General features: G+C 42.9%; 20 protein-coding genes. All 20 read right to left on the bottom strand.

Annotated elements, in window-relative coordinates; all coding sequences use genetic code 11:
* Positions 1-8: 8 nt before the first annotated feature.
* Positions 9-560, bottom strand: a complete 552-nt coding sequence (locus tag G558_RS0101940; RefSeq protein ID WP_028828667.1) for an N-acetylmuramoyl-L-alanine amidase family protein — start codon at positions 558-560, stop codon at positions 9-11.
* A 71-nt stretch (positions 561-631) separates the two neighbouring features.
* Complete coding sequence (locus tag G558_RS0101945) at positions 632-1312, bottom strand: hypothetical protein (protein WP_028828668.1); 681 nt, start codon at positions 1310-1312, stop codon at positions 632-634.
* Entirely contained in the window at positions 1302-2684 is a 1383-nt protein-coding gene (locus tag G558_RS0101950; RefSeq protein ID WP_051188400.1) for an AAA family ATPase, read from the bottom strand. Before G558_RS0101950 ends, G558_RS0101945 begins: the two co-directional genes overlap by 11 nt.
* A complete protein-coding gene (locus tag G558_RS0101955) occupies positions 2617-4356 on the bottom strand; it encodes an NADH-dependent [FeFe] hydrogenase, group A6 (RefSeq protein WP_028828670.1) in 1740 nt (579 codons plus the stop codon). Before G558_RS0101955 ends, G558_RS0101950 begins: the two co-directional genes overlap by 68 nt.
* A 26-nt stretch (positions 4357-4382) precedes the next feature.
* Positions 4383-6170, bottom strand: a complete 1788-nt coding sequence (nuoF, locus tag G558_RS0101960) for an NADH-quinone oxidoreductase subunit NuoF (protein WP_028828671.1) — start codon at positions 6168-6170, stop codon at positions 4383-4385.
* Positions 6171-6182: 12 nt separating this feature from the next.
* Positions 6183-6542 (bottom strand): (2Fe-2S) ferredoxin domain-containing protein, encoded by a 360-nt coding sequence (locus tag G558_RS0101965; RefSeq protein ID WP_028828672.1) that lies wholly within the window; start codon positions 6540-6542, stop codon positions 6183-6185.
* Positions 6543-6574: 32 nt separating this feature from the next.
* Positions 6575-7078, bottom strand: coding sequence for an NADH-quinone oxidoreductase subunit NuoE family protein (locus tag G558_RS0101970; RefSeq protein WP_028828673.1), 504 nt, complete (start codon positions 7076-7078; stop codon positions 6575-6577).
* Between the two features lie 168 nt (positions 7079-7246).
* Positions 7247-8110 (bottom strand): UTP--glucose-1-phosphate uridylyltransferase GalU, encoded by an 864-nt coding sequence (galU, locus tag G558_RS0101975; protein WP_028828674.1) that lies wholly within the window; start codon positions 8108-8110, stop codon positions 7247-7249.
* A gap of 2 nt (positions 8111-8112) precedes the next feature.
* Entirely contained in the window at positions 8113-9396 is a 1284-nt protein-coding gene (locus tag G558_RS0101980) for a glycosyltransferase family 2 protein (protein ID WP_051188401.1), read from the bottom strand.
* On the bottom strand, positions 9383-11326 hold the full coding sequence (locus G558_RS0101985) for a tetratricopeptide repeat-containing diguanylate cyclase (RefSeq protein ID WP_028828676.1): 1944 nt from the start codon (positions 11324-11326) through the stop codon (positions 9383-9385). The genes G558_RS0101980 and G558_RS0101985 overlap by 14 nt, the downstream gene beginning before the upstream one ends.
* Before the next feature lie 26 nt (positions 11327-11352).
* On the bottom strand, positions 11353-13200 hold the full coding sequence (locus tag G558_RS0101990; RefSeq protein ID WP_028828677.1) for a sensor domain-containing diguanylate cyclase: 1848 nt from the start codon (positions 13198-13200) through the stop codon (positions 11353-11355).
* A 72-nt stretch (positions 13201-13272) separates the two neighbouring features.
* The gene (locus tag G558_RS0101995) at positions 13273-14739 is read right to left on the bottom strand and encodes a sensor histidine kinase (protein ID WP_028828678.1); all 1467 of its coding nucleotides are present in this window, start codon (positions 14737-14739) and stop codon (positions 13273-13275) included.
* 1 nt (position 14740) lies between these two features.
* The gene (locus tag G558_RS0102000) at positions 14741-15418 is read right to left on the bottom strand and encodes a response regulator transcription factor (RefSeq protein ID WP_028828679.1); all 678 of its coding nucleotides are present in this window, start codon (positions 15416-15418) and stop codon (positions 14741-14743) included.
* A complete protein-coding gene (locus G558_RS12060) occupies positions 15403-16149 on the bottom strand; it encodes an ABC transporter ATP-binding protein (protein ID WP_051188402.1) in 747 nt (248 codons plus the stop codon). The genes G558_RS0102000 and G558_RS12060 overlap by 16 nt, the downstream gene beginning before the upstream one ends.
* Positions 16142-17296, bottom strand: a complete 1155-nt coding sequence (locus G558_RS0102010) for an ABC transporter permease (RefSeq protein ID WP_028828680.1) — start codon at positions 17294-17296, stop codon at positions 16142-16144. Before G558_RS0102010 ends, G558_RS12060 begins: the two co-directional genes overlap by 8 nt.
* A 1-nt stretch (position 17297) precedes the next feature.
* Complete coding sequence (locus G558_RS0102015; RefSeq protein WP_028828681.1) at positions 17298-18545, bottom strand: efflux RND transporter periplasmic adaptor subunit; 1248 nt, start codon at positions 18543-18545, stop codon at positions 17298-17300.
* Positions 18546-18631: 86 nt separating this feature from the next.
* A complete protein-coding gene (locus G558_RS0102020) occupies positions 18632-19144 on the bottom strand; it encodes a ferritin (RefSeq protein WP_028828682.1) in 513 nt (170 codons plus the stop codon).
* A 116-nt stretch (positions 19145-19260) separates the two neighbouring features.
* On the bottom strand, positions 19261-20529 hold the full coding sequence (locus G558_RS12065; RefSeq protein ID WP_036931385.1) for a carbohydrate-binding domain-containing protein: 1269 nt from the start codon (positions 20527-20529) through the stop codon (positions 19261-19263).
* A 4-nt stretch (positions 20530-20533) separates the two neighbouring features.
* Positions 20534-21217 carry a DUF4956 domain-containing protein gene (locus G558_RS0102030; protein ID WP_028828683.1) on the bottom strand — a complete coding sequence of 228 codons (684 nt, stop codon included), beginning with the start codon at positions 21215-21217 and terminating at the stop codon, positions 20534-20536.
* Positions 21211-21951 (bottom strand): polyphosphate polymerase domain-containing protein, encoded by a 741-nt coding sequence (locus G558_RS0102035; protein WP_028828684.1) that lies wholly within the window; start codon positions 21949-21951, stop codon positions 21211-21213. The genes G558_RS0102030 and G558_RS0102035 overlap by 7 nt, the downstream gene beginning before the upstream one ends.
* Positions 21952-22457 lie beyond the last annotated feature (506 nt).

The following is a 22457-nucleotide window of genomic DNA, read 5'->3' on the forward strand; positions in this document are numbered from 1 at the left end:
TATCCTTTTTACTCTTCCTTATTCCCAAAATATCTCACTATCCCTCTGGCATATGCTTTTGCAATGAGCATACGTTTTTGAGGGGTATTTATTTTGTTTATGTCACCTGAGTCTATGAAGGCACACTCGAGTATGGCTCTGGGGCAGTTGACGCTCTTTAAGAATCCAAAGTAGTCGTATCCGCTGGCATTTTTGCGGGTCTTTATGCCCCGGCTCCTCTGGCCCGTCTTTTGTATTTCTTCTTCTATGAGCTTTGCCAGTCTGAGGGATTGACAGGAGTCTCTATAGAGGGGAACGTATGCCTCAAACCCTGTACCGCCTCCTGCGTTGGTGTGGACATCTAGTGCAAGGTCTGATTTTGACATGTTTGCCACATTTATCTTCTGATAAAGGGCCTGGCTTGAATCTGATGTTCTTGAGACTATTGCCGTAACTCCATACTTTTCGAGCTCTGATTTTAGCATAAGGGCTATATCCAGGTTTATGTCTTTTTCTTTAAAGCCCTGGGATACTGCTCCTGGATCTCTTCCTCCGTGGCCAACTCCTATAAATACTCTCATTTTTTCTCCTTTCCATTATATAGAGGTGCAGCGTTTTACTGCTTATACTAATATATATGGAAGAAGTTTCTTTATTTGGCATCAAAAAAAAGATGAAAATTGCTATACCTGTTTAGGGAATTGCGGTCCTGCTTTACGAAGTCCCAGGTTTGCTGGTAGTTTCCTTTGACTGCGAACTCGGGATTATTTATAAATTCTATAAATTCTTGTTCTCTTTTGTAAAACATGTCTGCAAATTCTTCGGCCTGTATCCTTTTTTTGCGATCTGGCATGTCTATATCGCCGTGGAGGACGTGCTCGAGATTGCAGGAGAAATAATATACATTATATTTTATGCCCAGTATGGTTGGCTGGTCGCAAAGTACGTCTAGTATCTCTCGTTTTTTTTCGTTGCGCTCTTGTACAAATTTTACGCTTTTGGCGTATATATGTTTTGTGGTATATTTGAGGCCACCGGCTTTGACTCTTTCTATGTGTTTATCGTCTATATAGGCTCCGTCTGAGTCTACCAGGTGGACTATCTGTGATATGTCTGTTCTTTTTAGAAAGTTGTTTTTGCAGTACCTGCTTATTCTTGAGGCCATCTTGTCTACGGCGTTTTTCTGGTTTGTAGCGCCATCGCTGGTCACGTCTCCGTTTATTATATAAAATCTTACTTCCTGATTTTTTATTAGCTTGCTGATTATTTCTCCCAGTGAAATCTTGTCGGTGATGCCTTCTACTATAAAAAGCATTACTTTTTTAGTCTTCATGGTTCATTCTCCCTGCTCTTCTGAAGGCTCTTGCAATCTCAAAGTGGTCTGTCTGTTCGTAGAGGTTTTCTTTTTGGCCTCCCAGGCTTATGCACCTGTAGTATTTGCTTCTCAGGCTTTCTTTTTCGTTTCCGCCCCTCAACCTGTAGTACCTGTTTTTGGGGTTGGTGGTAGTAAATATTAGAGAGTCTGCGCTGAGTTTTTCGAGTGGTCTGAGGTTGTGGGAAGTAAATATGAGCTGGCCTCTTGCGTTTTGGGTAAGGATTTCGAGGAGTTCGCCAAGCAGGTATTCAAATATGCCGGAGTCTAGTTCGTCAACTACAAGGCACACTGAGGGATCATTATACATCTTTATCATAGACCCCAGCATGTATATGATTTTTTTTATTCCGCCCGATTCGTATCTTAGAGGGATTTCCAAATCTTGCCTTTTTGACACCATCTCTATTCGCACTCCACTGGTCCCATCTGGACTCAGCTGGGGTCCATAGTTTTTTATGTCTACTTCCAGCCCTGGTATTATTGCGCTTATGACTATATTGACCTGGGCCAGAGTTTTTTTCATAGTTTCAAAGGCCTCAAGACTAACCAGCATAGGTTTCATGGCTGGCATGTCTTCTTCTTGAATTTTATAATCGTGGTCCATTATAAAAAGCTTTTGTCTGGCATATTGTCTGAGGGCAAATATTATATCTCTATACTCTACAAAGTCATATGAATTTTTGAGGATTTCTCGGGTTTCGTCGCTGAATATGAATGAGGTCCTGTTTTTTTGTGACATTTTTTTTGAAACGAGGAGATCTACATTGTTTTCAGGACTTTTGTGATTGAGCCTGTTGAGGTTTTTGATCGGCCTAAATGCGTAGCCTTTTTCATCTGCATCAAAGTCTATTATGGTCTCTTTTTGCCTTGGTTCATGAGCTTGTTTTATCTTGTATGAGAGTTTTTCTTTATTTATTGTCAAATCCCCATTTTCTGTTCTTGTAAGCTGGGCCTGATAATACAGTGTGCTCTCATGCTGGTGGAGCTGGAGGTCAAATTCAAAGCTCAGCTCTGAACTGACTGCTGATTTATGGATTTTATCTGCTGCGTTTTGGGGAAGGGGATTCCCGCTGAGTATGTGTTTTAGTATAGCCAGGGCTTCTACTACAGCGGTTTTCCCAGACCCATTTTGACCGTATATTCCTATTATCTCGGATTCCATATCTTGGCTGAGCTCTGAATGCGACCCAGGAAGATTTATGGTTCCGTTTTCGACATTTTTGAAGTTACTTAGTCCTATCTTGCGGATTCTTATTATTATTTTAATACTCCCTTTCTTTATATGTTGTATGAAGGATTTTGTGGGCCTTGTGGCTGCCTGGCTCCCCAAAATATTCCTCATAAAGGGTCTTTATTACCGGGCTCTCATGAGATTTTCTAAGGGGAAGGTTTTTGTCTTCTTCGTAGAGGGCTTTTGCTCTTTCGGTTTTTAAATCTACAAAGTTTCTTACTGACGCGGGTTGTACTGGCTGTCCTCCGCCGTTGATGCAGCCTCCCGGGCATCCCATTATCTCTATAAAGTGGTAGGTTTTCTTGCCTTCTCTTATCTCGTTTAAAAGTTGTCTGGCGTTTGCAAGGCCGCTCGTTACTGCCACGTTTACTTCGAGATCGCCTACTTTATATGTTGCTTCTTTGATTTCTTTGGTTCCCCTTACTTCTGTAAAGTCCAGATTTGTCAGCTCTTGTCCTGTAAGTTTTTCTACTGCGGTCCTAAGGGCTGCCTCCATTACTCCGCCTGTTGCTCCAAATATGGCTCCTGCTCCTGTTGATACTCCAAGGGGATCATCAAAGTCGGTGTCTGCAAGTTTTTTGAACTGGATTCCTGCTCTTTTTATCATTCTTGCAAGTTCTCTTGTAGTTATCGCTATGTCTATGTCATAAACTCCGGCTGCGGACTGATTGTCTCTTCTGGCCTCGAATTTTTTGGCAGTACATGGCATTACTGAAACTACTACTATATCATGCGGATCGAGGTTGTTTTTTTCTGCGTACCAGGTCTTTACTACTGCTCCAAACATCTGCTGTGGTGACTTGCAGCTTGAAAGGTTTGGTATAAAGTCATGGAAGTTATGCTCGCAGAATTTTATCCAGCCTGGGGAACATGAGGTAATGAGTGGAAGCGGGCCTCCGTTTTGGATTCTGGTAATTAGTTCTTGTGATTCTTCTATTATGGTAAGGTCTGCGGCTATGTCTGTGTCATACACTCCTGCAAATCCAAGGTGCTTGAGGGCTGTTACCATCTTGCCTTTTACGTTGGTTCCTACTGGCATTCCAAATGCTTCTCCAAGGGTAACTCTTATGGATGGAGCCGTAGCTACTATAACGTGTTTGCTCTCGTCTGCAAGTGCTGCCCATACTTTGTCGGTATCGTCTTTTTCGGCGATTGCTCCTGTTGGACATACTACTATGCACTGGCCGCATGATACGCAGTCGGTTTTTCCAAGGTCTTCTTCGAATGCGCATCCTATATGAGTCTTGAATCCTCTTTCATTAACTCCTATAACTCCTACACTTTGAAGTTTGCTGCAGGCTGCCACGCATCTTCTGCACAGTATACACTTGTTGTCGTCTCTGTACATATGAATCGCTGAGTCGTCTGTCTTGTATACCTGATTGTGGCCGTCATATTTGGCTTCATCGTCTACCTTGAAGTCATGACAGAGCTTTTGGAGCTCGCAGTTGTCACTTCTTATACAGGAAAGGCAGCTACGGTCATGTGTTGAAAGTATAAGCTCAAGGGTTATTTTTCTGGCCTTAAGCACTTTTTCTGAATGGGTTAATATATCCATGCCTTCTGAAAGCGGATGTACGCATGATGCTACAAGGTTTTTTGCTCCCTTTACTTCTACTACGCATATTCTGCAGGCGCCTATTTCGTTTATTTCTTTGAGATAACAAAGGGTTGGCACCTCTATGTTTATCTGATTGCAGGCCTGCAGTATGGTAAGTCCCTTGGGAAATTGATATGATATATTATTTATTTTAACGTTTACGGTACTCATCGTTTCCTCCTGACTGTTTCAATAGACTATTTTTTTATTATAGCGCCGAATTTACATTTTTCTATGCAGGCTCCACATTTGATACATTTTTCAAGATCTATCTTGTGAACCTTTTTCACTGCTCCTGTTATCGCATCTGCCGGACATACTCTTGCACAAGCGGTGCATCCTACGCATTTATCTTCTATAATATAGTAGCTTAGAAGGCTGCGACATACTCTTGAAGGGCAGGTCTTGTCTTTTATATGAGCTATATACTCATCTTTGAAATAGTTTATTGTTGAAAGCACTGGGTTTGGAGCTGTCTGTCCGAGTCCGCACAGTGAGTTTTGTTTTATATGGTTGCTCAGCTCTACAAGCTTGTCCAGATCTTCCATCTCGCCCTGGCCTTTGGTTATTCTCTCAAGGATTTCAAGGAGCCTTTTGGTTCCTATTCGGCAAGGTGAGCATTTTCCGCAGCTCTCATCCACAGTGAACTCAAGGAAGAATTTTGCTATGTCTACCATGCAGTTATCTTCGTCCATTACTATAAGTCCGCCTGAACCCATCATAGATCCTATGGCTATAAGGTTATCGTAATCTATAGGGGTGTCTATAAGGTGGGCTGGTATACAGCCTCCTGATGGTCCACCTGTCTGAGCTGATTTGAATTTTTTGCCGTTTGGAATTCCTCCTCCGATTTCTTCTACTATCTCTCTTAAGGTGGTTCCCATAGGTACTTCTACAAGTCCTGTGTGATTTATTTTTCCGCCCAGTGCAAATACCTTGGTGCCTTTGGATTTTTCGGTTCCCATGGATGCAAACCAAGGCGCTCCGTTTTGGATTATTCTTGGTATGTTTGCGTAAGTTTCAACGTTGTTAAGGACTGTAGGTTTTCCAAAGAGCCCTTTTTGCGCTGGGAATGGCGGTCTTGGACGTGGTTCTCCTCTTTTTCCTTCGATGGAAGTCATGAGGGCAGTTTCTTCGCCACATACGAATGCTCCTGCTCCAAGTCTTATCTCGAGGTCAAATTCAAAGCCTGTGCCAAGTATGTCTGTTCCGAGCATTCCTCTTTCTTTGGCCTGGTCTATGGCTATCTGGAGTCTGTGAACCGCTATTGGATACTCTGCTCTTACGTATACAAAGCCTTTTGTAGCCCCTATTGCATATCCTGCTATTGCCATTGCCTCTATTAGTACGTGTGGATCGCCTTCTAGTATACTCCTGTCCATGAATGCTCCAGGGTCACCTTCGTCGGCGTTGCAGCATACGTATTTCTGGTCGTCGTCGTTGGCCTTTGCCAGTGCCCATTTGATGCCTGTAGGGAATCCCCCGCCGCCTCTTCCTCTAAGGCCTGAGGCTTTGATTGTGTCTATTACCTGGTCTGGCGTCATGGTTGTAAGTACTTTTGCTATTGCCTGGTAGCCATCTGTTGCAAGATATTCGTTGATGTTTTCAGGGTCTATTACTCCGCAGTTTCTAAGGGCTACCCGCTTTTGCTTTCTGTAGAAGTCTGTATGTGTAAGGGGCTCTATCTTGCCGTCTTTTATAGTTTCCTGATAGAGGAGATGCTTTACTACTCTTCCTTTTTCTATGTGTTCTGATACTATTTCTTTTATATTTTCTGGCTCTACTCTTGAGTAGAACGCGCCTTCTGGATAGACTATCATTATTGGGCCAAGTGCACATAGTCCAAAGCAGCCTGTCTTTATTACTTTGGCTTCGTCCTCCAGGCCTTTTAGTTTTATTTCTTCTTCAAGAAGCTGTATTATTCTTTCGCTGCTTGATGAGGTACAGCCGGTTCCTCCGCAAACTAGTATATGTGAACGGTACATAATTACCTCCTCCTATGCCTTGGTATATTCAGTAACTACCTGATTGCCTGATATGTGTTTTTCTATTATATCTCTCATTTTTTGTGGGGTAAGGTTGAGATATGTCGTCTTTTTTCCATTTTTATCTATAACTTCTGCGGTAGGCTCGTAATTGCACATGCCCATGCAGTCTGTCTGCACCAGTGCTATATCGTGAAGGTCAAGTTTTTCGAGTTCTTCCATTGCTGTATGTACTATTCCTTTTGCGCCTTTTTCGATTCCACAGTCGTCCATTGCTATATTTATTCTGTACCTCCAGGTATCAGCTTCTCTTATTCCAAGCTGTTTTTTTGCCTCTGCTGCTGCCTGATTGAGTTCTTGTACGTTTTTCATATTTTCCTCCTCATTTTTAGGATAGGTGTATCTTAGCCTTTTGCCTTGTATGTGGCTATTATCTTTTCTACGTCACCAACTGTCAGCCTTCCATGTACGTCTTCGTTTACGGTTATAACCGGTGCGAGTCCGCATGCCCCTATGCAGCGGCAGGCCTCGAGAGAAAACATTCCGTCTTCGGTGCAGGCTCCGTCTTTTACGCCGAGTTCTCTTACGAATTTTTCGTAGATATCACCTGAACCTTTTACATAGCAAGCAGTTCCCAGACATACTGAGACCTTGTATTTTCCTTTTGGAGCCAGTGAAAACTGTGAGTAAAAGGTCACTACGCCGTACACTTCTTCAAGTGGTATCTCCAGTCCTTTTGCTATCATTTTTTGAACTTCTATGGGAAGATAGCCATAGAGGTCCTGGGCCTTTTGAAGTATGGGCATGAGAGCTCCCTGCATTTGTTTGTACTCTTCTATTATGGCCTTTAGTTTTTCTTCTTGTTCTACGGTGCCTGCAAATTTGACACCTTGTTTACAATCACACATGTCCCCTCCTGTAATGCTACAAAGTTTAAATGGTTAAATTTCCTCTTTATTGTACTACGTTTTCAGTTTATTTACAATATTATGAATAAACAAATATGTTTTCAGGGTAAAAAAAAGCAGGGGCCTACTCCGATATAAAGAGATATGGCCCCTGTCTTGCGAATTGATCTAATTGAGAAGGTCTTTGAGATATTTTTTAAACTTGTCTCCCAATTCCTCTTTTTTGAAGGCAAATTCTACGGTTGCTTCAAGAAATCCAAGTTTATCACCTACGTCATATCTTCTGCCTTCAAATTCGTAGGCCAGGACTTGGTCTTTTGATGCGAGTTCTCTGAGGGCATCGGTGAGCTGGATTTCGCCACCTGCTCCTGGCTGGGTGTTTTTAAGTATTTCAAATATTGCGGGACTTATGATGTATCTCCCAAGTATAGCTATGTTTGATGGGGCTTTGTCTACTGGTGGCTTTTCAACAAGGTTTTTTACCTGGTATATTCTGTCTTCTATCTGGTCTCCATCTACTATACCGTATTTGTTTACTTCACTTTCGCTTACTTTTTGTACTCCCAGTACTGAGGATGAGTATTTGTCATAGACCTCCATGAGCTGGGACAGACAAGGTTTTTCTGAGTCTACTATATCGTCTCCAAGGAGGACTGCAAATGGTTCGTTTCCTACAAAGCTCTTTGCGCAAAGTATGGCGTGACCCAGGCCTTTGGGCATATGCTGCCTTACGTACTGGATGTTGACCATATCTGATATTGCCCTTACTTCTTGGAGGACATCTAATTTGCCCTTGGACTCAAGTTCCAGCTCCAGCTCTATGGATCTGTCAAAGTGGTCTTCGATTGCTCTCTTGTTTCTGCCTGTTATTATCAGTATGTCTGTTATGCCGCTTTTTACAGCTTCTTCTATAATATATTGTATGGTCGGCTTGTCTACTATAGGCAGCATTTCTTTGGGTTGGGCTTTTGTGGCAGGTAGAAATCTGGTCCCCAGACCTGCTGCTGGAATAACTGCTTTTGTAATTTTCATATTTAATTCCTCTCTTCTGATTCGATTTCGTCTATATTCACTGAAATAGTATGGTCAATTTGATGCCACACGGTCTCTTTTTTTATCATACATGCTATGTTTATAGGAATCCAGCTGAATACAAAGACCCAGAAGTAGCTTATGCCTTTTCTCATCTTGTATGGCCTTTTGTGAGCCATGATGACCGCAATTGTGCTCATCATTATACAAAATATATATGAGAGGACAAAGGCTCCTGACAGGCGATAGAGTATATACATGGGGGTCATAAGGCCTGAGTTTACCAGTTCATAGTCTACAACTGCGGTAAGAAGTATGGCCACTATATATAGAATCTGTCCTAAAAGCGCTGACATAAACATTATGACGTCAAAACTCTTTAGACTGCCCTCTTTGAGGGTTTTTTTGATGAGTGGCCACAGATACAGCTCTGTGACTTGTATAAGTCCTGTCGTCCATCTTTTTCTTTGTATCCATGACTGCTCAAAGGCAAGGGGCTGCTCGTCATATATTTTTGCATCTGGTACCCAGTAGACCCTGCAGTCCATGAGTACGCATTTTGCAGTGAGCTCTATATCTTCTGTCATGGTCTTTGTGTTCCAGCCACCCATCTTGCGGACAAGCTCGTGACTTATCATAAATCCACTCCCACTTATGAGGGCTGAGAGTCCTATGTGGCTTCGTGCATGGTTAAAGAATCTGTTGGCTGCGTAATAATATATGGCATAGCTTCCTGAAACTGGGCTGTCATAAGGATTTTTGCTGTCCCTGTAGCCCTGAGCCGAGTATGCCCCTGATTCAAATGCCCTGTTCATGGAGTCTATAAAATCCTCGTCCACCAGATTGTCTGCATCAAATATACAATAGGCATCATAGGCCTCTCCCTGGTCTTCTTGTGACATCATATGGTCAAAAAACTCTGAGAGTACTTCTCCTTTGGATTTGATATTTCGCTTGCATTTGAATATTTTTGCCCCGCTCTTGAGTGCTTCTTGCTCTGTATTGTCTGTACAGTTGTTAGGTATGACTATTATATCGTAGAGGTCCTTGGGATAATTCTGTTTTTTAAGGCTCTGGACGAGATTGGCAATGACTTCTTCTTCATTTCTGGCGGCTATTACGGCTGCAAACCTGTTTTTCTTTGTCGTTTGTGGATACTTTGGGTCTGGGCTGAATGAAAACAGGCATATTATAAGGAAATACATGGAATATAAAAACAGTCCCACTGTTAACGATACCCTTATTATTTTTATAGTTTCCATAATGTTAATGTTAAAGATTTCCATAGTAATCTACACGGTTCCTTCCATTTTGCTTGGCTCTATAGAGCATACTGTCCACTTTTCTTATACCCTCATCAAGGTTAGAAATATCTGGCGTAAATTCAAAGACTCCAAAGCTTGCTGTAAATCTTATCTGTCTTTTGTCCTCAGAGCTTACGTATGAGTCCTGTATGGCCTGCCTGGCTTTTTCTGTAAGCTCTACAGCTTCTGCAAGCGGCAGATCTGGAAGCACCACCAAAAACTCTTCGCCTCCATACCTGGAGCTGAATGTCTTTTCCCCAAACTTTTCTTTAAGTATCTTTGCTGATTCTACTATAACAGCATCGCCATTTGAATGGCCGTAGCTGTCGTTTATCTTTTTAAAGTGGTCTATATCTGCCATGGCTATGCAAAGTCTCCTGGAGCCGGGACTCATTAAAAATTCTGAGCAGGCAGTCTGTCCTATATTCATTATTTTTTCTCTTGTAAAGAGACCTGTGAGGTAATCATAATCGGCCGCGTATCTGGCAGATTCTATAAATTTGGAGTTTTCTATAGCTATGCCCATATATGATGCTATTATTCTTAGCTTTTTGTATTCAGATGAACCAAAGGCTTTTTCTTTACTGCTTTTTACACGGAGCATGCCCAGGTATTTTTCTCCCGCAAGGACTCTTTCGCTCATCACGGATTTGTGGATCATTGTTCTCTTTAAAGGAAGTTGCTCTTTATTTTCATCAAATTCGACTTCCAGATCGTCTGCTACAAGATATTTACAGAGCTCATGGGTTACGGTTCTTACAATGTCTTCTCTGCTTATGCCCGTCATTACTACCTTTCCTATCTCGGCAAGTTCTTTTATTTCTCTGGTCTGGTTTTTTACAAAACGGGTGTGTCTTTCTGTCTGTTTTATCTTCATGCCTGCGATGTATATGTGACTGTTTTTTTGAATTAAACTGTCTGAAAACTCCTGTGCGAGTTTGAAGTACTCCAGTGACTGCCTGTAGTTATTCTGATTTTTTTCTGCTTTTGCAAGGCCTGTATAGATTTTAAGAAGCTTGCCTTCTGATAATCTGCCAGACAGGGCTTGTTTTGCGGCAAAGAATTTGTCTTTTGCCTCTTCATATCTGTATTTTTTTATATAGAGCTCACCCCACTGTATATATATATCTGAAATGAACGATAAGTTTCCTGTTCTGTGAGATTCTTCTATAGCCCTTTTGAATGCCTCTTCCGCCAGATAATACTGACATCTTTTTAGATATATGCAACCTTTTATAAATATCATCTCTGGCAGATCCCAGTTATGGTCTTCTTTTTCTGCTATCTTATAGCATTTTTCAAGGAGCCTTTCTACTTCTTTGGTATTATTAAGAGATGCTTCGTTGTGCGCCCGGTTTATATAAAGTCCCAGTTTATGAATTTGTTTGGCTTCTGATTCAAGAGACTCAAGCCGTTTGTACATTTCACTCGCTTCTGTGTATTCCCCCAGCTTTTCGTATGCAAAAGCCAGATTGATACCTGCCATAAAAGAATGTTTATATTCCTGATTTTTTTCACATATCTCCATAGTGAAGTTGCCCCAGTGTATGGCGTCTATATATTTTTCTATCATTAAATGTGCAAGCATTATCTCATTACATATTTCTATTAATGCAATGGTATTGTCGGTTTTTATAAAATATTCATAGGCCTCTTTTGCATACTGAATGGACTTTTCATATTCCATTTTTTCGGTGAAGTATATGCTGCTCAGGTATTTTGCACGGGCCCCTGCCATATGCATCTTGTTCTTTGATGTGATACTTAGCAGCTTATCTATTATCTCTCCTGCTTTGTCAATATCTCTTAATATGTTATCTTTCAAATTTTCTACTATTTCTTCGATATGATTTTCATTTTGTGCCAGTAACTCAAAGTCTCTTTCAAATTCGAAATCCACTGTACTGTTCATATTATCCCCCAATTAATACCCTTTTTTTATGATCTTACTTGCGAAGTCCGGTTTCTGCCGCTTCGTTTTGCTTCATAAAGAGCCTCGTCCGCGACTCTTAGTCCATATTCGAATTCTTGTATCTCAGATGCATCATATTGATATACTCCAAAGCTTGCTGTAAAGGAAATCTTCTGCCCGCAGTCTGTTAATACAAGGCCTTTTTCAAACTGTTCTCTTATTCTTTCGGCAACCTTTATGGCCCCTTCAAGATCTGTATCTGGAAGCAAAAGTATAAATTCTTCCCCTCCGTATCTTGCACTTATGTCGCCTGTGCGTGAATTGATTTTTATTATATCTGAAACCTCTATGAGAAGCTGATCTCCCGCCTTGTGACCGTATATGTCATTTATCTTTTTGAGATGGTCTATGTCTGTCATAATTATCGAAAAATTGCCGCCTGTCCTCATGCATTCGTAATACTTTTTCCTGCCTTTTACAAATAGTTCCTTGCGACTCGAAAGCCCCGTAAGAAAGTCGTGGCTGGATGAATACTCGATTTTGTGATAAAGCGCTGAGTTTTCAAGTGCTACGGAAAGATATGCTGCTAATGTTTCCAGTTTATAAATGTCTTCTTTTTTATATTCATTTTTTCTGTAGCTCTGTATACTTATGTAGCCTGTCAAGCTCTCTCCTACGAAAAGAGGGCTGTACAGTAGCGACTGCGGATAGGGTCTGCCTGCTATTAGATTTGTCTTTTCGGGATTGGTATATTTGTTATATTCAAGGTCTCTGTCATTTATAAGTATACTCTTTTTTCTGGTCAGTGCATATTCTCCGATGGTAGTGCCTTCTCCCGTGGCAAAGCCATGGACATATTTTTTATGACCGTCTTCCATGTATACTGCCCTGTTTATGCGAGATGTTTCCTGGTCATATTCGGCAAGCAGGAGGATATCCAGATTGAAGATTTTTCCAGCTTCAGCGTAAAGCATCTCTACTATTTCGTCATATTCAAGCTTGGAATTTATTTTTTGACATATGGTGTATATTTTATCAATATCTGCGTACTGTTTTTCATATGTACGCGTTTTTTTCCTTATCTTGCTGTATCTTTTCTGTACAAGTGCCATGAGGCTCTGGTATTTAATCAGATTCTTTTTGTGATATGACATGCTTTCAAGATGTTTCAGTGCATTTTTGTAGTCCTGCTTTGTTTCGTATATAAATGAGAGCTCTTTGTTTATCTCAATTTGATATTGGTCGCTTCTCATTTCCCGTGCGTATGCCTGAGCGTTTTCAAGATGCATCAGTGCCTCATCATACTCCTCTTCTGTAATCAGCATTTTTGCAATCGCATAATTTATCCGGGAATGGCATCCCAGTGTATATGTTCGGTCAGTTCCCTTTGCTTCAGAGCTTATATGATCCGAATTTAGCTCATATTCTACCTTAGTAAGATGCAAGGAGACGTCTTTGTAATTATTTTCTCTTATATGTTTTTCTGCTGTCAGCAGGTGTATCCTTGCTGATTCGAGTGCAGAAAAAACCACCTCGAATTCTTGAAGCTCCTGTATTCTTTTTTCAAATTCTGTAGTGCAAAACAGATTGTTGTTATTGCTGGCATTGCAAATACTGCTGAATATCTCAAGCAGCTGCAGCCTCAGCTGGGGTATAAAGTCATTTATTTCATTTATCGCACATTCTTTAAGCCCTCTTTTTACCCAGTCGGCTGCATATTCGTACATGCTGAAGTGACTGAACACACATGCAAGTTTTGAGCAGTATGCTATCTGAGCTCTTATGTCCCCGGCGGCTTTGCTTTTTTCATATTTTTCTATATATCTTTCGGCCTGGTCTTTGCGAATCAGCGCTGCCACCCCCTTTTTTATCAATTATAACATGCTTTTGAGGCAAACTGAACATTTAAACAAGATTTTGTTGGAAAAACCCCGCTTCTGCGGGGCTCATGGTATTTCAATCCAAAATGTGCTGCCTTCTGATTCGTCTGATATGGCTCCGCAGCTTCCACCGTGAAGCTCTGTTATCGATTTTACTATGGAAAGCCCGAGTCCGCTGCCTTTTACGGCCCGGTTGTGCGATTTGTCTGACTTGTAGTACCTCTCCCAGATATGAGGAATGTCCTCCTGCGATATTCCCCTGCCTGTGTCTGAGACCTCTATGCGGACTGTCTCCGGCTGAATTATCTGCCTTACTCTCACTTTTTTGTCGCTTCCTGTATAATTGACTGCATTTATCAGGATATTGTAAAATGCCTGTGATATCATTTTTTCGTCTGCCCTGACCGTGACATTTGCATCATGCTCGAATGTGATGTCGTAGCCTTCCAGCCTCAGAAGTTCTGCGGTAGTGGAGATTATTGAGCTGAGCATCTCTGTGATGTCAAACTCACTGCAGTCTGCCTGCTGTGCGCCTGACTGAAGCTTGCTTATCTCAAGAATATCATTTACAAATTCTGAAAGGCGCCTGGTCTCGTCTATTATGATCTGGGCGTTCTCTGAATTATTCTCTCCCGGGAGGTCTCTCATCGCCTCGGCATATCCGCCTATGAGGGTGAGCGGGGTGCGAAGGTCGTGGGATACATTTGCGAGGATTTCTCTTCTGTAGCCCTCTGCCTTGCCCAGCTCACGCGCCGCTATGTTAAGGGTGTCTGAGAGCTCCCTGATTTCGAGGTAGCCTGAAGCGCTGAAGTTGACATCGTAGTTTCCTGTGGAAAGGACTTTTGCACTGCGGTTTATGTTCTCTATGGGCTTTGATACCCTGCCTGACATTATGAATGCAAGTATTACTGAGGCCATTATCATCAGCGCGGTTATGAAGTACAGCTGAGTGCGGAGCGTGTCCGTGGTGGCATCAAGCGGCACTATGCGGGTGCTGGCCATGACCATGAAGGAGCTCCCGGCTTCTGCGCTGAGGATCTCGCAGTAGATTATGTTGTCCACAAAGGGTGGCTTGCCTTCCTGGAGGGGGAATACGTCATGTCTTCCAAGATATCCTGTAAGAGCGCCTCCGCTTTGCAGCGCCTGAAGATATATTCCGTACTTTTCTGAGGCTGATATCCGGCTGAGCAGGGGATCTCTGGTACCCTGCGAGGAGTAGAGCGTGTTTCCGCTGCTGTCTGTGATCTCGATATCGAGGTCTCTCGCCCGGGTCAGGTCCTGCATGTCTTCGAGTTCCTCTAAAGCTGGCAGCTGAGCCGCTTTGTTCGAATAGTCCGCTGTCATTTTCTCTGTCACTTCAGAAACTGTCTTTCTGAGCTCTGAGGTCCTTATGGCCTTGTAGAACTCATCCAGGAATGCAATCTGAAACAGCCACAATATGATGAGGAGTATGGCACTGAAGCTGAGAAGGTACATGAACAGCTTCCATTTGAGGCTTATTTCTTTTTTTTTGCTTATATTTCTTTTTTCCATGCTAACCCTCGAATCTGTATCCCACGCCTCTGAGCGTGGTTATCCGGTCGCTGTAATCCCCAAGGGATTTTCTGAGCTTCTTGATATGGGTGTCGAGCGTCCTGTCGTCACCAAAGAAGTCATAGCCCCATACATTGGTTATAAGGTTTTCTCTTGAAAGTGCTATACCTCGGTTTTTTATCATATAAAATATAAGGTCGTATTCTTTGGGTGTCAGGTCTATGTCGATTCCGTCTATAGTCAGTTTTCTTGCTGTAAAGTCGGCTACGAGTTCCTGGCTCTCATATGTTTCGTGGGCCCGGGTTTCTCCGTTCGGCTTTTTCACGCGCTTCATTATGGCGTCTATCCTCATCATGAGCTCTTTGGAGGAGAAGGGTTTTACCACGTAGTCATCGATTCCTGTCTCAAAGCCATGGATACGGTCGTATTCTTCACCCCTTGCCGAGAGCATTATTATGGGGGTATTGCTGTGCTTTCTGATTTCTTTTACGGCGCTGAAGCCATCGAGGTCAGGCATCATTATGTCCATTATGATTATGTCAAATTTTTCGCGGCGGCAGAGCGCTAATGCTTCCATGCCGGTGCCTGCCTCTGTTACGCTGTGGCCTTCGAAGATCGCATATTTTTTGATCAGCGCTCTTATTTTTTCTTCATCGTCTGTTACTAATATTCTATACATTCATCTACACCTGTTCTGCAGTCCTTTTCTATAAGGCCGTCCTTCATCTTTATTATGCGGTCGGATTTTCTTGCAAGTTCGCTGTCGTGGGTCACTATGAGCATTGTGGTATGAAGCTCATGGTTGATCTTCCGAAAAAGCTCGTATGCCTGCGCAGTGCTCTCGGTGTCAAGGTTTCCGGTCGGCTCGTCTGCAAGTATTATCTGGGGCGAGTTTATGAGGGCCCTTGCTATGGCAACCCTCTGCTGCTGCCCTCCTGAAAGGTCGGTGGATTTTTTGTTCATATATTCCTTCAGGCCTACTGTCTCAAGAAGATACTCAGCGTGTTCTTTGTGCTTCATGCCTGATCTTTTGTCTTTTATCCAGGTCGGGATCAGTACGTTCTCTATTGCTGTGAACTCCGGAAGAAGGTGGTGGAACTGGAATATAAATCCGAGATTCTGATTTCTAAATGCTGCCAGTTCATCTGGTTTCATGGCAGTCAGGTTTTTGCCCTCGAAAATTATTTCTCCTGAAGTTGCGTTGTCGAGGGTTCCCAGGATGTTTAGAAGCGTGGTCTTGCCGCAACCAGAAGGGCCTATTATGCTTACGAATTCTTTTTTTTCAATAATAAGGTCCACGCCATGGAGCACCTGTGTCTTTATTTTTTCACCGTATACTTTGGTTATCTGCCTGGTTTCAAGCAGCGGTATGGCTTTTTCGGATATTATGCCGTCTTTTTTATCATCCATTTCTTATGACCTCCATAGGGTTGAGCTTTTCTGAATTCCTTGCCGGCACGAATGAAGCTGCCATTCCTGCAAAAGTTGCAACTGCAAGCACTATGATTATGTTAACCGGTTTTATGGTCAGCGCAAAGCCGAGCCCTCCGCCTCCTGAGGTACCTATTCGGAATGCCTCGAGAAGGAGTGCTCCAAGCCCTATGCCTGCTACTGCTCCTGCAAATCCAAGCAAGGTGCCTTGAATTATGAATATTTTACTTGCTGATTTTCCGGTTACTCCCATGGCCTTGAGTATGCCTATCTGCTTGGATTTTTGGACCACAGAAACTGCGAGCACACTCGAGATTCCAAGCGCTATGGCAATCAGCACGAACACCTGTATGGTGTATGATGAGCTCGACTGGCTGCTAAGAGCTGAAAGCAGCTGTGCATTTTGCCCTTTCCAGTTTTCTACTTTGAGATCCGGAAACGCCCTTCCAAGCTGCTGGGCTTTGATGTCTGCTTCAAATGGCGTTGTTATCTGCATCTCTATCCGGCTTGCGTATCCGCTGAGATTGTAGAGCTTTTGAGCTCTGGTTATATCCATGAATATCCAGCTGCCGTTTATGCCTGCGGATTCGAGGTCGAATATGCCCCCCACTATAAAGCTCTGTATGGAGCCTCCTGCCAAGGTCAGGTTTATTGCTTCTCCTGATTCTATATCATACTCACTGGCAAGGTCCTTACCTATGAGTACTTGATTTGCGCTTATCTGTGCGTTTCCTGAAACCATTCTGTCCTTTATCTGATATATGCTGTCCGCTCTTTCAAGCTCTATTCCTTTTACTATAAGGGAGGTGTCTTTTTCTGCTCTCTTGAGGAATGCATTTCCATCGACTGAAGCTGAGGCCGTTATTATATCGGGGTCTATGTCCAGTCTCTCGAGCACCTTAGTATATTCTCCTATACGATTTCTGGAATCGCTATCACTGCTCAGTACGGTTATGTGAGAGCTGGTCCCTATGGTGTTATCCAGAAGATTTTCCTGAACACCGGTGATTATGGAGTTTAGAAATATCTGAACTGCTACCCCCACAGCTATCCCAAGAAGTATGAAAAAGGTCTGGGCCTTGCCGTCAGTGAGGAATCTCATTGCTATCTTCCATTCATATGGCATATTAATTTCCTCCGGTTTCCACTGTTGCTACCTTGTCTCCCGCTTTTAGTTTTTCAGGATAAAGCAAGATGCTTTCCTGCGAAATTACTGTATCAGAAGCCGGTGAAGAAGTATCGCCTGAGCTTGGCGCCGCTGCCTTTTGCGATATCATTACGTAAGCGCCTTCGCCTTCTACTATAACAGGTATTTGCTCTGCTCTGTCTGCATTTTTTACAAATATATAGCTTGAGGTATCATCGCTCATTATATAAGTTGCATCTACAACGAGCGCTTGCGGAAATTCCTTGGTTACAAGCTCTGCTGTCACTGTCATAGAAAGCAGAAACTCTGATTTTGAGGCCTCGGGTATTTCGATTTTTACAAGTATTGTGCCTGAAGTTTTGTCTACGACCGGTGATATCCAGCTTACCTTGGATTCTACCTTTTTTTCAGGGTTTGAAGATGGATATACATATGCTTTTTGTCCTTTTTTTACATAGACTGCATTTTTTTCATCAACTTTTATTTCTGCATATTTTTTTCCTGATTTTGCTATTTCCGCTATCGGAGCCCCATTTTGTATAATTTCTCCCTGGCTTATGAATTTTTGAACTATGACTCCTGCAAATGGCGATTTTATACTGTATTTGCTTATGTCGCTTCGGCTGGAATTAAGATTTGTACGTGCCTGTTCTATCGCTGATCCTTGTTTTCTCGCTTCGCTGCCACCTGGGGCATATGATTTCATCCTTATTTCTGATGCTTTAAGATCTGTCTCGAGCTTTGATATAGTGTCTTTGAATGTCTGCAGCTGAGCCTGCGATATTCCTCCCGATTCAAAAAGAGAGAGATTTTTTTGATACTCACGTTTTTGAATCTCAAGCTCCTGTGTGAGTTTTTTTACTTCCTGGGCTGCTATGTCATAATTGGTGGTAATTACTGCATTATAATTGCTCTGAGCCGCTGAAAGGGCTGCAGTCTTTTCGTTTATGGTGTTTTGAAGACTCTGTGATTCTATTTTTGCCATTTCCTGAAAAGCCTGAATCTGGCCGCCTTCTGAAAAAATCACGTCTGTTACTTTTCCTGCTGCTTCTGAAATTACGGTTACGGATTCATCTGCCGCTATTTCTCCGCTTGCAAGTACGCTCTGTACATAGGTCTGCCTTACAGGAAGAGTATAAGCCACCTTTGTCGGCCTTGTTGTAATGTACGCCGCAGCTGATACCGCTACTGCTGCTATTATGATTATTGTTATGATCTTTTTCTTCATATTATCTCCTATATTATTATGGAAAAAAATCCCCGAGGAGACGGACTCTTCGGGGTAATTTATCTGCTTTATGCATAGTGCCTTTTTTACAGAACGAGTGATGGTGGTGAATACACTCTTGCTGCAAGCTCTGTGTCAATAAGGTATAGACCTCTTGAATCAGCTCCAAACAGCTCCATTTTCTTAACAAGACCATCTGCCGTTGCTTCTTCTTCTCCCTGTTCTTTTACGAACCAGTCAAGGAACTGAATTGTTCTGTAGTCCTTAACTTTTGCAGCCTGTCCGTAGATATTGTGAACGAGATTTGTAACAAATACTTCGTGCTCAAATGCTACTTCAATCGGCATCTTAAATCCTTCGTATACCTTGTCAGGTTTTGCGATTGCTTCAAGCGTAACTATGTCTCCATTGTTTTGAAGATATTCCATGAAAAGCATTGCATGGTCTCTTTCTTCTTGAGCCTGGATCTTGTACCAGTTTGCAAAACCGTCAAGGCCATTGTGTTTATAGTAATTTGAGATGTCCAGGTAAAGATATGCTGAGTAAAGCTCGTGATTAATTTGCTCATTCAATAATTTTGATACTTTTTCGTTTAACATATTATCCCCTCTCTTATTCTTTTATTTTTTGATTAAATAGTCATTTTGACTTATACCCATTATAGCACACATTAAACGAATTTTGTCACTCATTATTTTAATATCCGGCCGGTATTTTAAGGTTCTGCCGTTGTGCCTTCCGTAGGTGCTCCCGCCGGAATTTCTCCCGCAGGTGGCTCACCGTCTGGTGATGGTGGCTTTGTTCCATCTGGAAGAAGAGGCCTGTTGCCGCCGCCCTTGCCAGGATTTCCGCCAAAGCCGCCTTTGCCTCCCATTCCGGTGCTTCCTCCCTGGCTGACTACCATTGCTCCGACTGCTACAGTCTCTCTTTCTTTATCTGCTACTTTTACGGTAAGTGTCTCTCCCTGTGTGATATCCGGCGAGCTGAATATCAGGGTGCTGAAGGACCTTGATGCTGTGAACGACATCAGCTCCCCTGATTCGTCGCTTATGCTTATTTTTTCACCTTCGCTTGCGCCGCTCAGGATTACTGAGGGCTGAGTTGAGGAGTCTGCGGTAGGCATGCTCGTGCTTCCTGCAGCTCCTATTATTGTTCCTCCTGTTATTATGAGGTTATTTCCGTCACAGTCTATTGAGGCTTCTGGCATGTCTGCTCCTACTGCTATGGTATTTCCGCCGTTTATGTGTATGGTCCCGTTTGAGTCTATGGCATCGCCTTTTGATGCGTTTGCGTAGACTTCTCCTGCGTTTATGGTTATGTCGTTTGTGGCATTGAGGCTGTCATCGCTAGAGTTTACCGTGACGCTTCCTCCGTTTATTATTATGTCATTCTTGCTCTCTATTCCTTCTTCGGAGCTCTCTACGTTTATGTTCCCTCCATTTACGGTGATATTGTCTGTGGCATGGAGGGCGTCATTCACCGCGTTTATGATTATGTCTGCTCCGTTTATGATTATGTCGTCATCTGATTCTACGCCGTGCTCGTTGTTGCCGTTTATCCTGAGCTCGCCCTTTCCTTCAAATATAAGGGTGTCATTGCTGAAGAAGGCTGCATTGATTTCGTCGCTGCCTCCGTCCGAAAGCTCGTTCTTTGCGCCTTCGCTGACTGTTACGGTCACCTGTTTCGCATTGTCTACCTGGATCGCCGGTCCTTTGGAGTTGTTTATGGTAACTCCGTCAAGCTGCAGGTTAACTTCCTGGTCTGTGTCTATGACAAGCTTTGCGTCGCTGAGGCTGCCACTGAGGGCGTAGGTTCCTCCTGTGGTTATCTTCTGGTCGGTGCTCCCTGAAAGTACCATCTTATTTGCGTATGGATCCTGGGCTGCCGATGAGTCTGAGCCCGCTGGTGCCTGGGCGCTGCATCCTGCTGAGGCTATAATTACTGATGAAGCCAGCATAAACGCTGTTATGATTTTTCTTTTCATTATTTTACCAACTTTCTGTATGTTTGAGACTTAGGGTAATATTGAGGTTGCCATTCCTGGCCCTGAGGCTGTCTATGAATTCTTTCTGATCTGTGTCATCAGGCACCATAACTGCATAATGGAGCTCAAAAAGCGCCCCAAAATCTGCGGTCTTTATTCGCTCTAGCCTGAAACTGCTCGTATAGCTGCTGAATATGTCATCAAAGAGGTGCTGAAAATCCGTATCTTCTGGAATCATTATCTTAAGCTGCATACTGCCCGATTTTTTCTGCGCATATCCGGTCTGGGTGAGTATTACCATCGCCGCGCACAGTATTGCTGCAAATATTGCTCCGTAGAGGATATACCCCATTCCGCAGGCCAGTCCGACTCCGAGGGTGAAGAATATATATCCTATGTCCTTGGGATCTCCGGGGGCGCTCCGAAACCTTATGATGCTGAAGGCTCCAGCAAGGCTGAGGGCTCTGGCTGCGTTGTTTCCTACCAGAAGTATTATCATGGCTATTATGGATGGCAGCATTATGAGAGTTACTGCAAATGAGGCTGAGGCTCCCCTTTCTCTTTCTGTGAATCTGTAGATCAGGCTGATGAAGAGCCCAAGTGCCAGAGATGATAGTATTATGGTTATCGTCCCGCTCAGGGTGATGGTATCTGCTGCTGATGATGTTGAAAGCAGTGAGTCTAACATATTATCTTTCCTTCTTTCCTTTTGTATAGTTCTTTCCTTTTATATTCGGTTCCGTATTTTGAAAAGCTCTGCGACCTTATGCCAAGCCGTGAGAATTCTGCTGTAAGCCAAAGCGGCAGCGCGCCTGAGGTTTTTACTTCCATAAGATAGGTACCTTCCTTTAAAAGTAGCTGGCCTGATGCTCCACTGGTGAGCTGAGGGCTGGTCCGCCTTGTCCTTATACTGCTGTCGAAGGTTATCCTGAAGCTGCTGTCTTCTCTGTCAAAGTAGGCGTTTCTCCTGTATCCTATGAATACCTTGGGGGATACCCGGTGATTCTTTAGAAAAAACTCTATCTCGCCCGTGACCTGGCGGCTGATGTAGTCCTGATACTGGGGCCGGATGCCTTTTTCGACAAAGGCTTCGGCCTCGCTGCAGGTCATTGCTACCCGCCTCTTGCTGACTATCCCTCCGATTTTCTTCTTGAGCTCGAGGTATACTTTGTCATCTCCACTTTTGGGGATTTCGTAGCTCCTCATCCTCAGCTTTTCCTTGTAGTACGGCTTTGAGAGCGATTTCTGTATGATCTCGTCGTTATCGGTATCGTAATAGACATTGTATATGGTGTACATCGCTCCGTCCCTGCAGTTGGCATCGCATACCATGTGCTCTGACAGTGCCTTCGCGAGTTCTTCATATTGAGCTCCGTTCAATATATATTTTTTTTCGTATCGCTTGAATGTGCTTATTGACATGTTTACCGCCTCCTTCATGATTACATGATACAGTGGATTTCTGACTGTTTTATGGCGGGAATGTGAACAGTGGGTGAAAGTTTTGGGTTTTGACATCTATGCTCATATACATTAGCGTAGTGAGTATAAATGTCAACACATGAATCTGATCTAAATTACAAAAACACTTATATCATGTGCGATATAAGTGTTTTTGTAAAAAGCAGTATATATTATTTTTAATCAAACACAAGCATTCCCGTTTCATCGAATTTAAAGTTTGGTCCCCAGGCTACTTCCCAGTAGTATCCGTCAAAGTCGGCAAAGTATGCGTTATCCCCGAAAAACCACTGGAAGTCTGAGGTGGATCTTCTTCGCTTATATCTTTGGCTAACAGTTCTAAAGGTTAGAGCTCAAATTTTGTCCCTGGCGTATTGAAGAATATCACATCAGGATTATTGCTTTTTTCCTCCGATTTCTGTAAAAGGGTGTATACTTACCATTTATTATCTCATTATTTAAAGGTA

It is taken from the genome of Proteocatella sphenisci DSM 23131 (assembly GCF_000423525.1).
Taxonomy (GTDB): domain Bacteria; phylum Bacillota; class Clostridia; order Peptostreptococcales; family Filifactoraceae; genus Proteocatella; species Proteocatella sphenisci.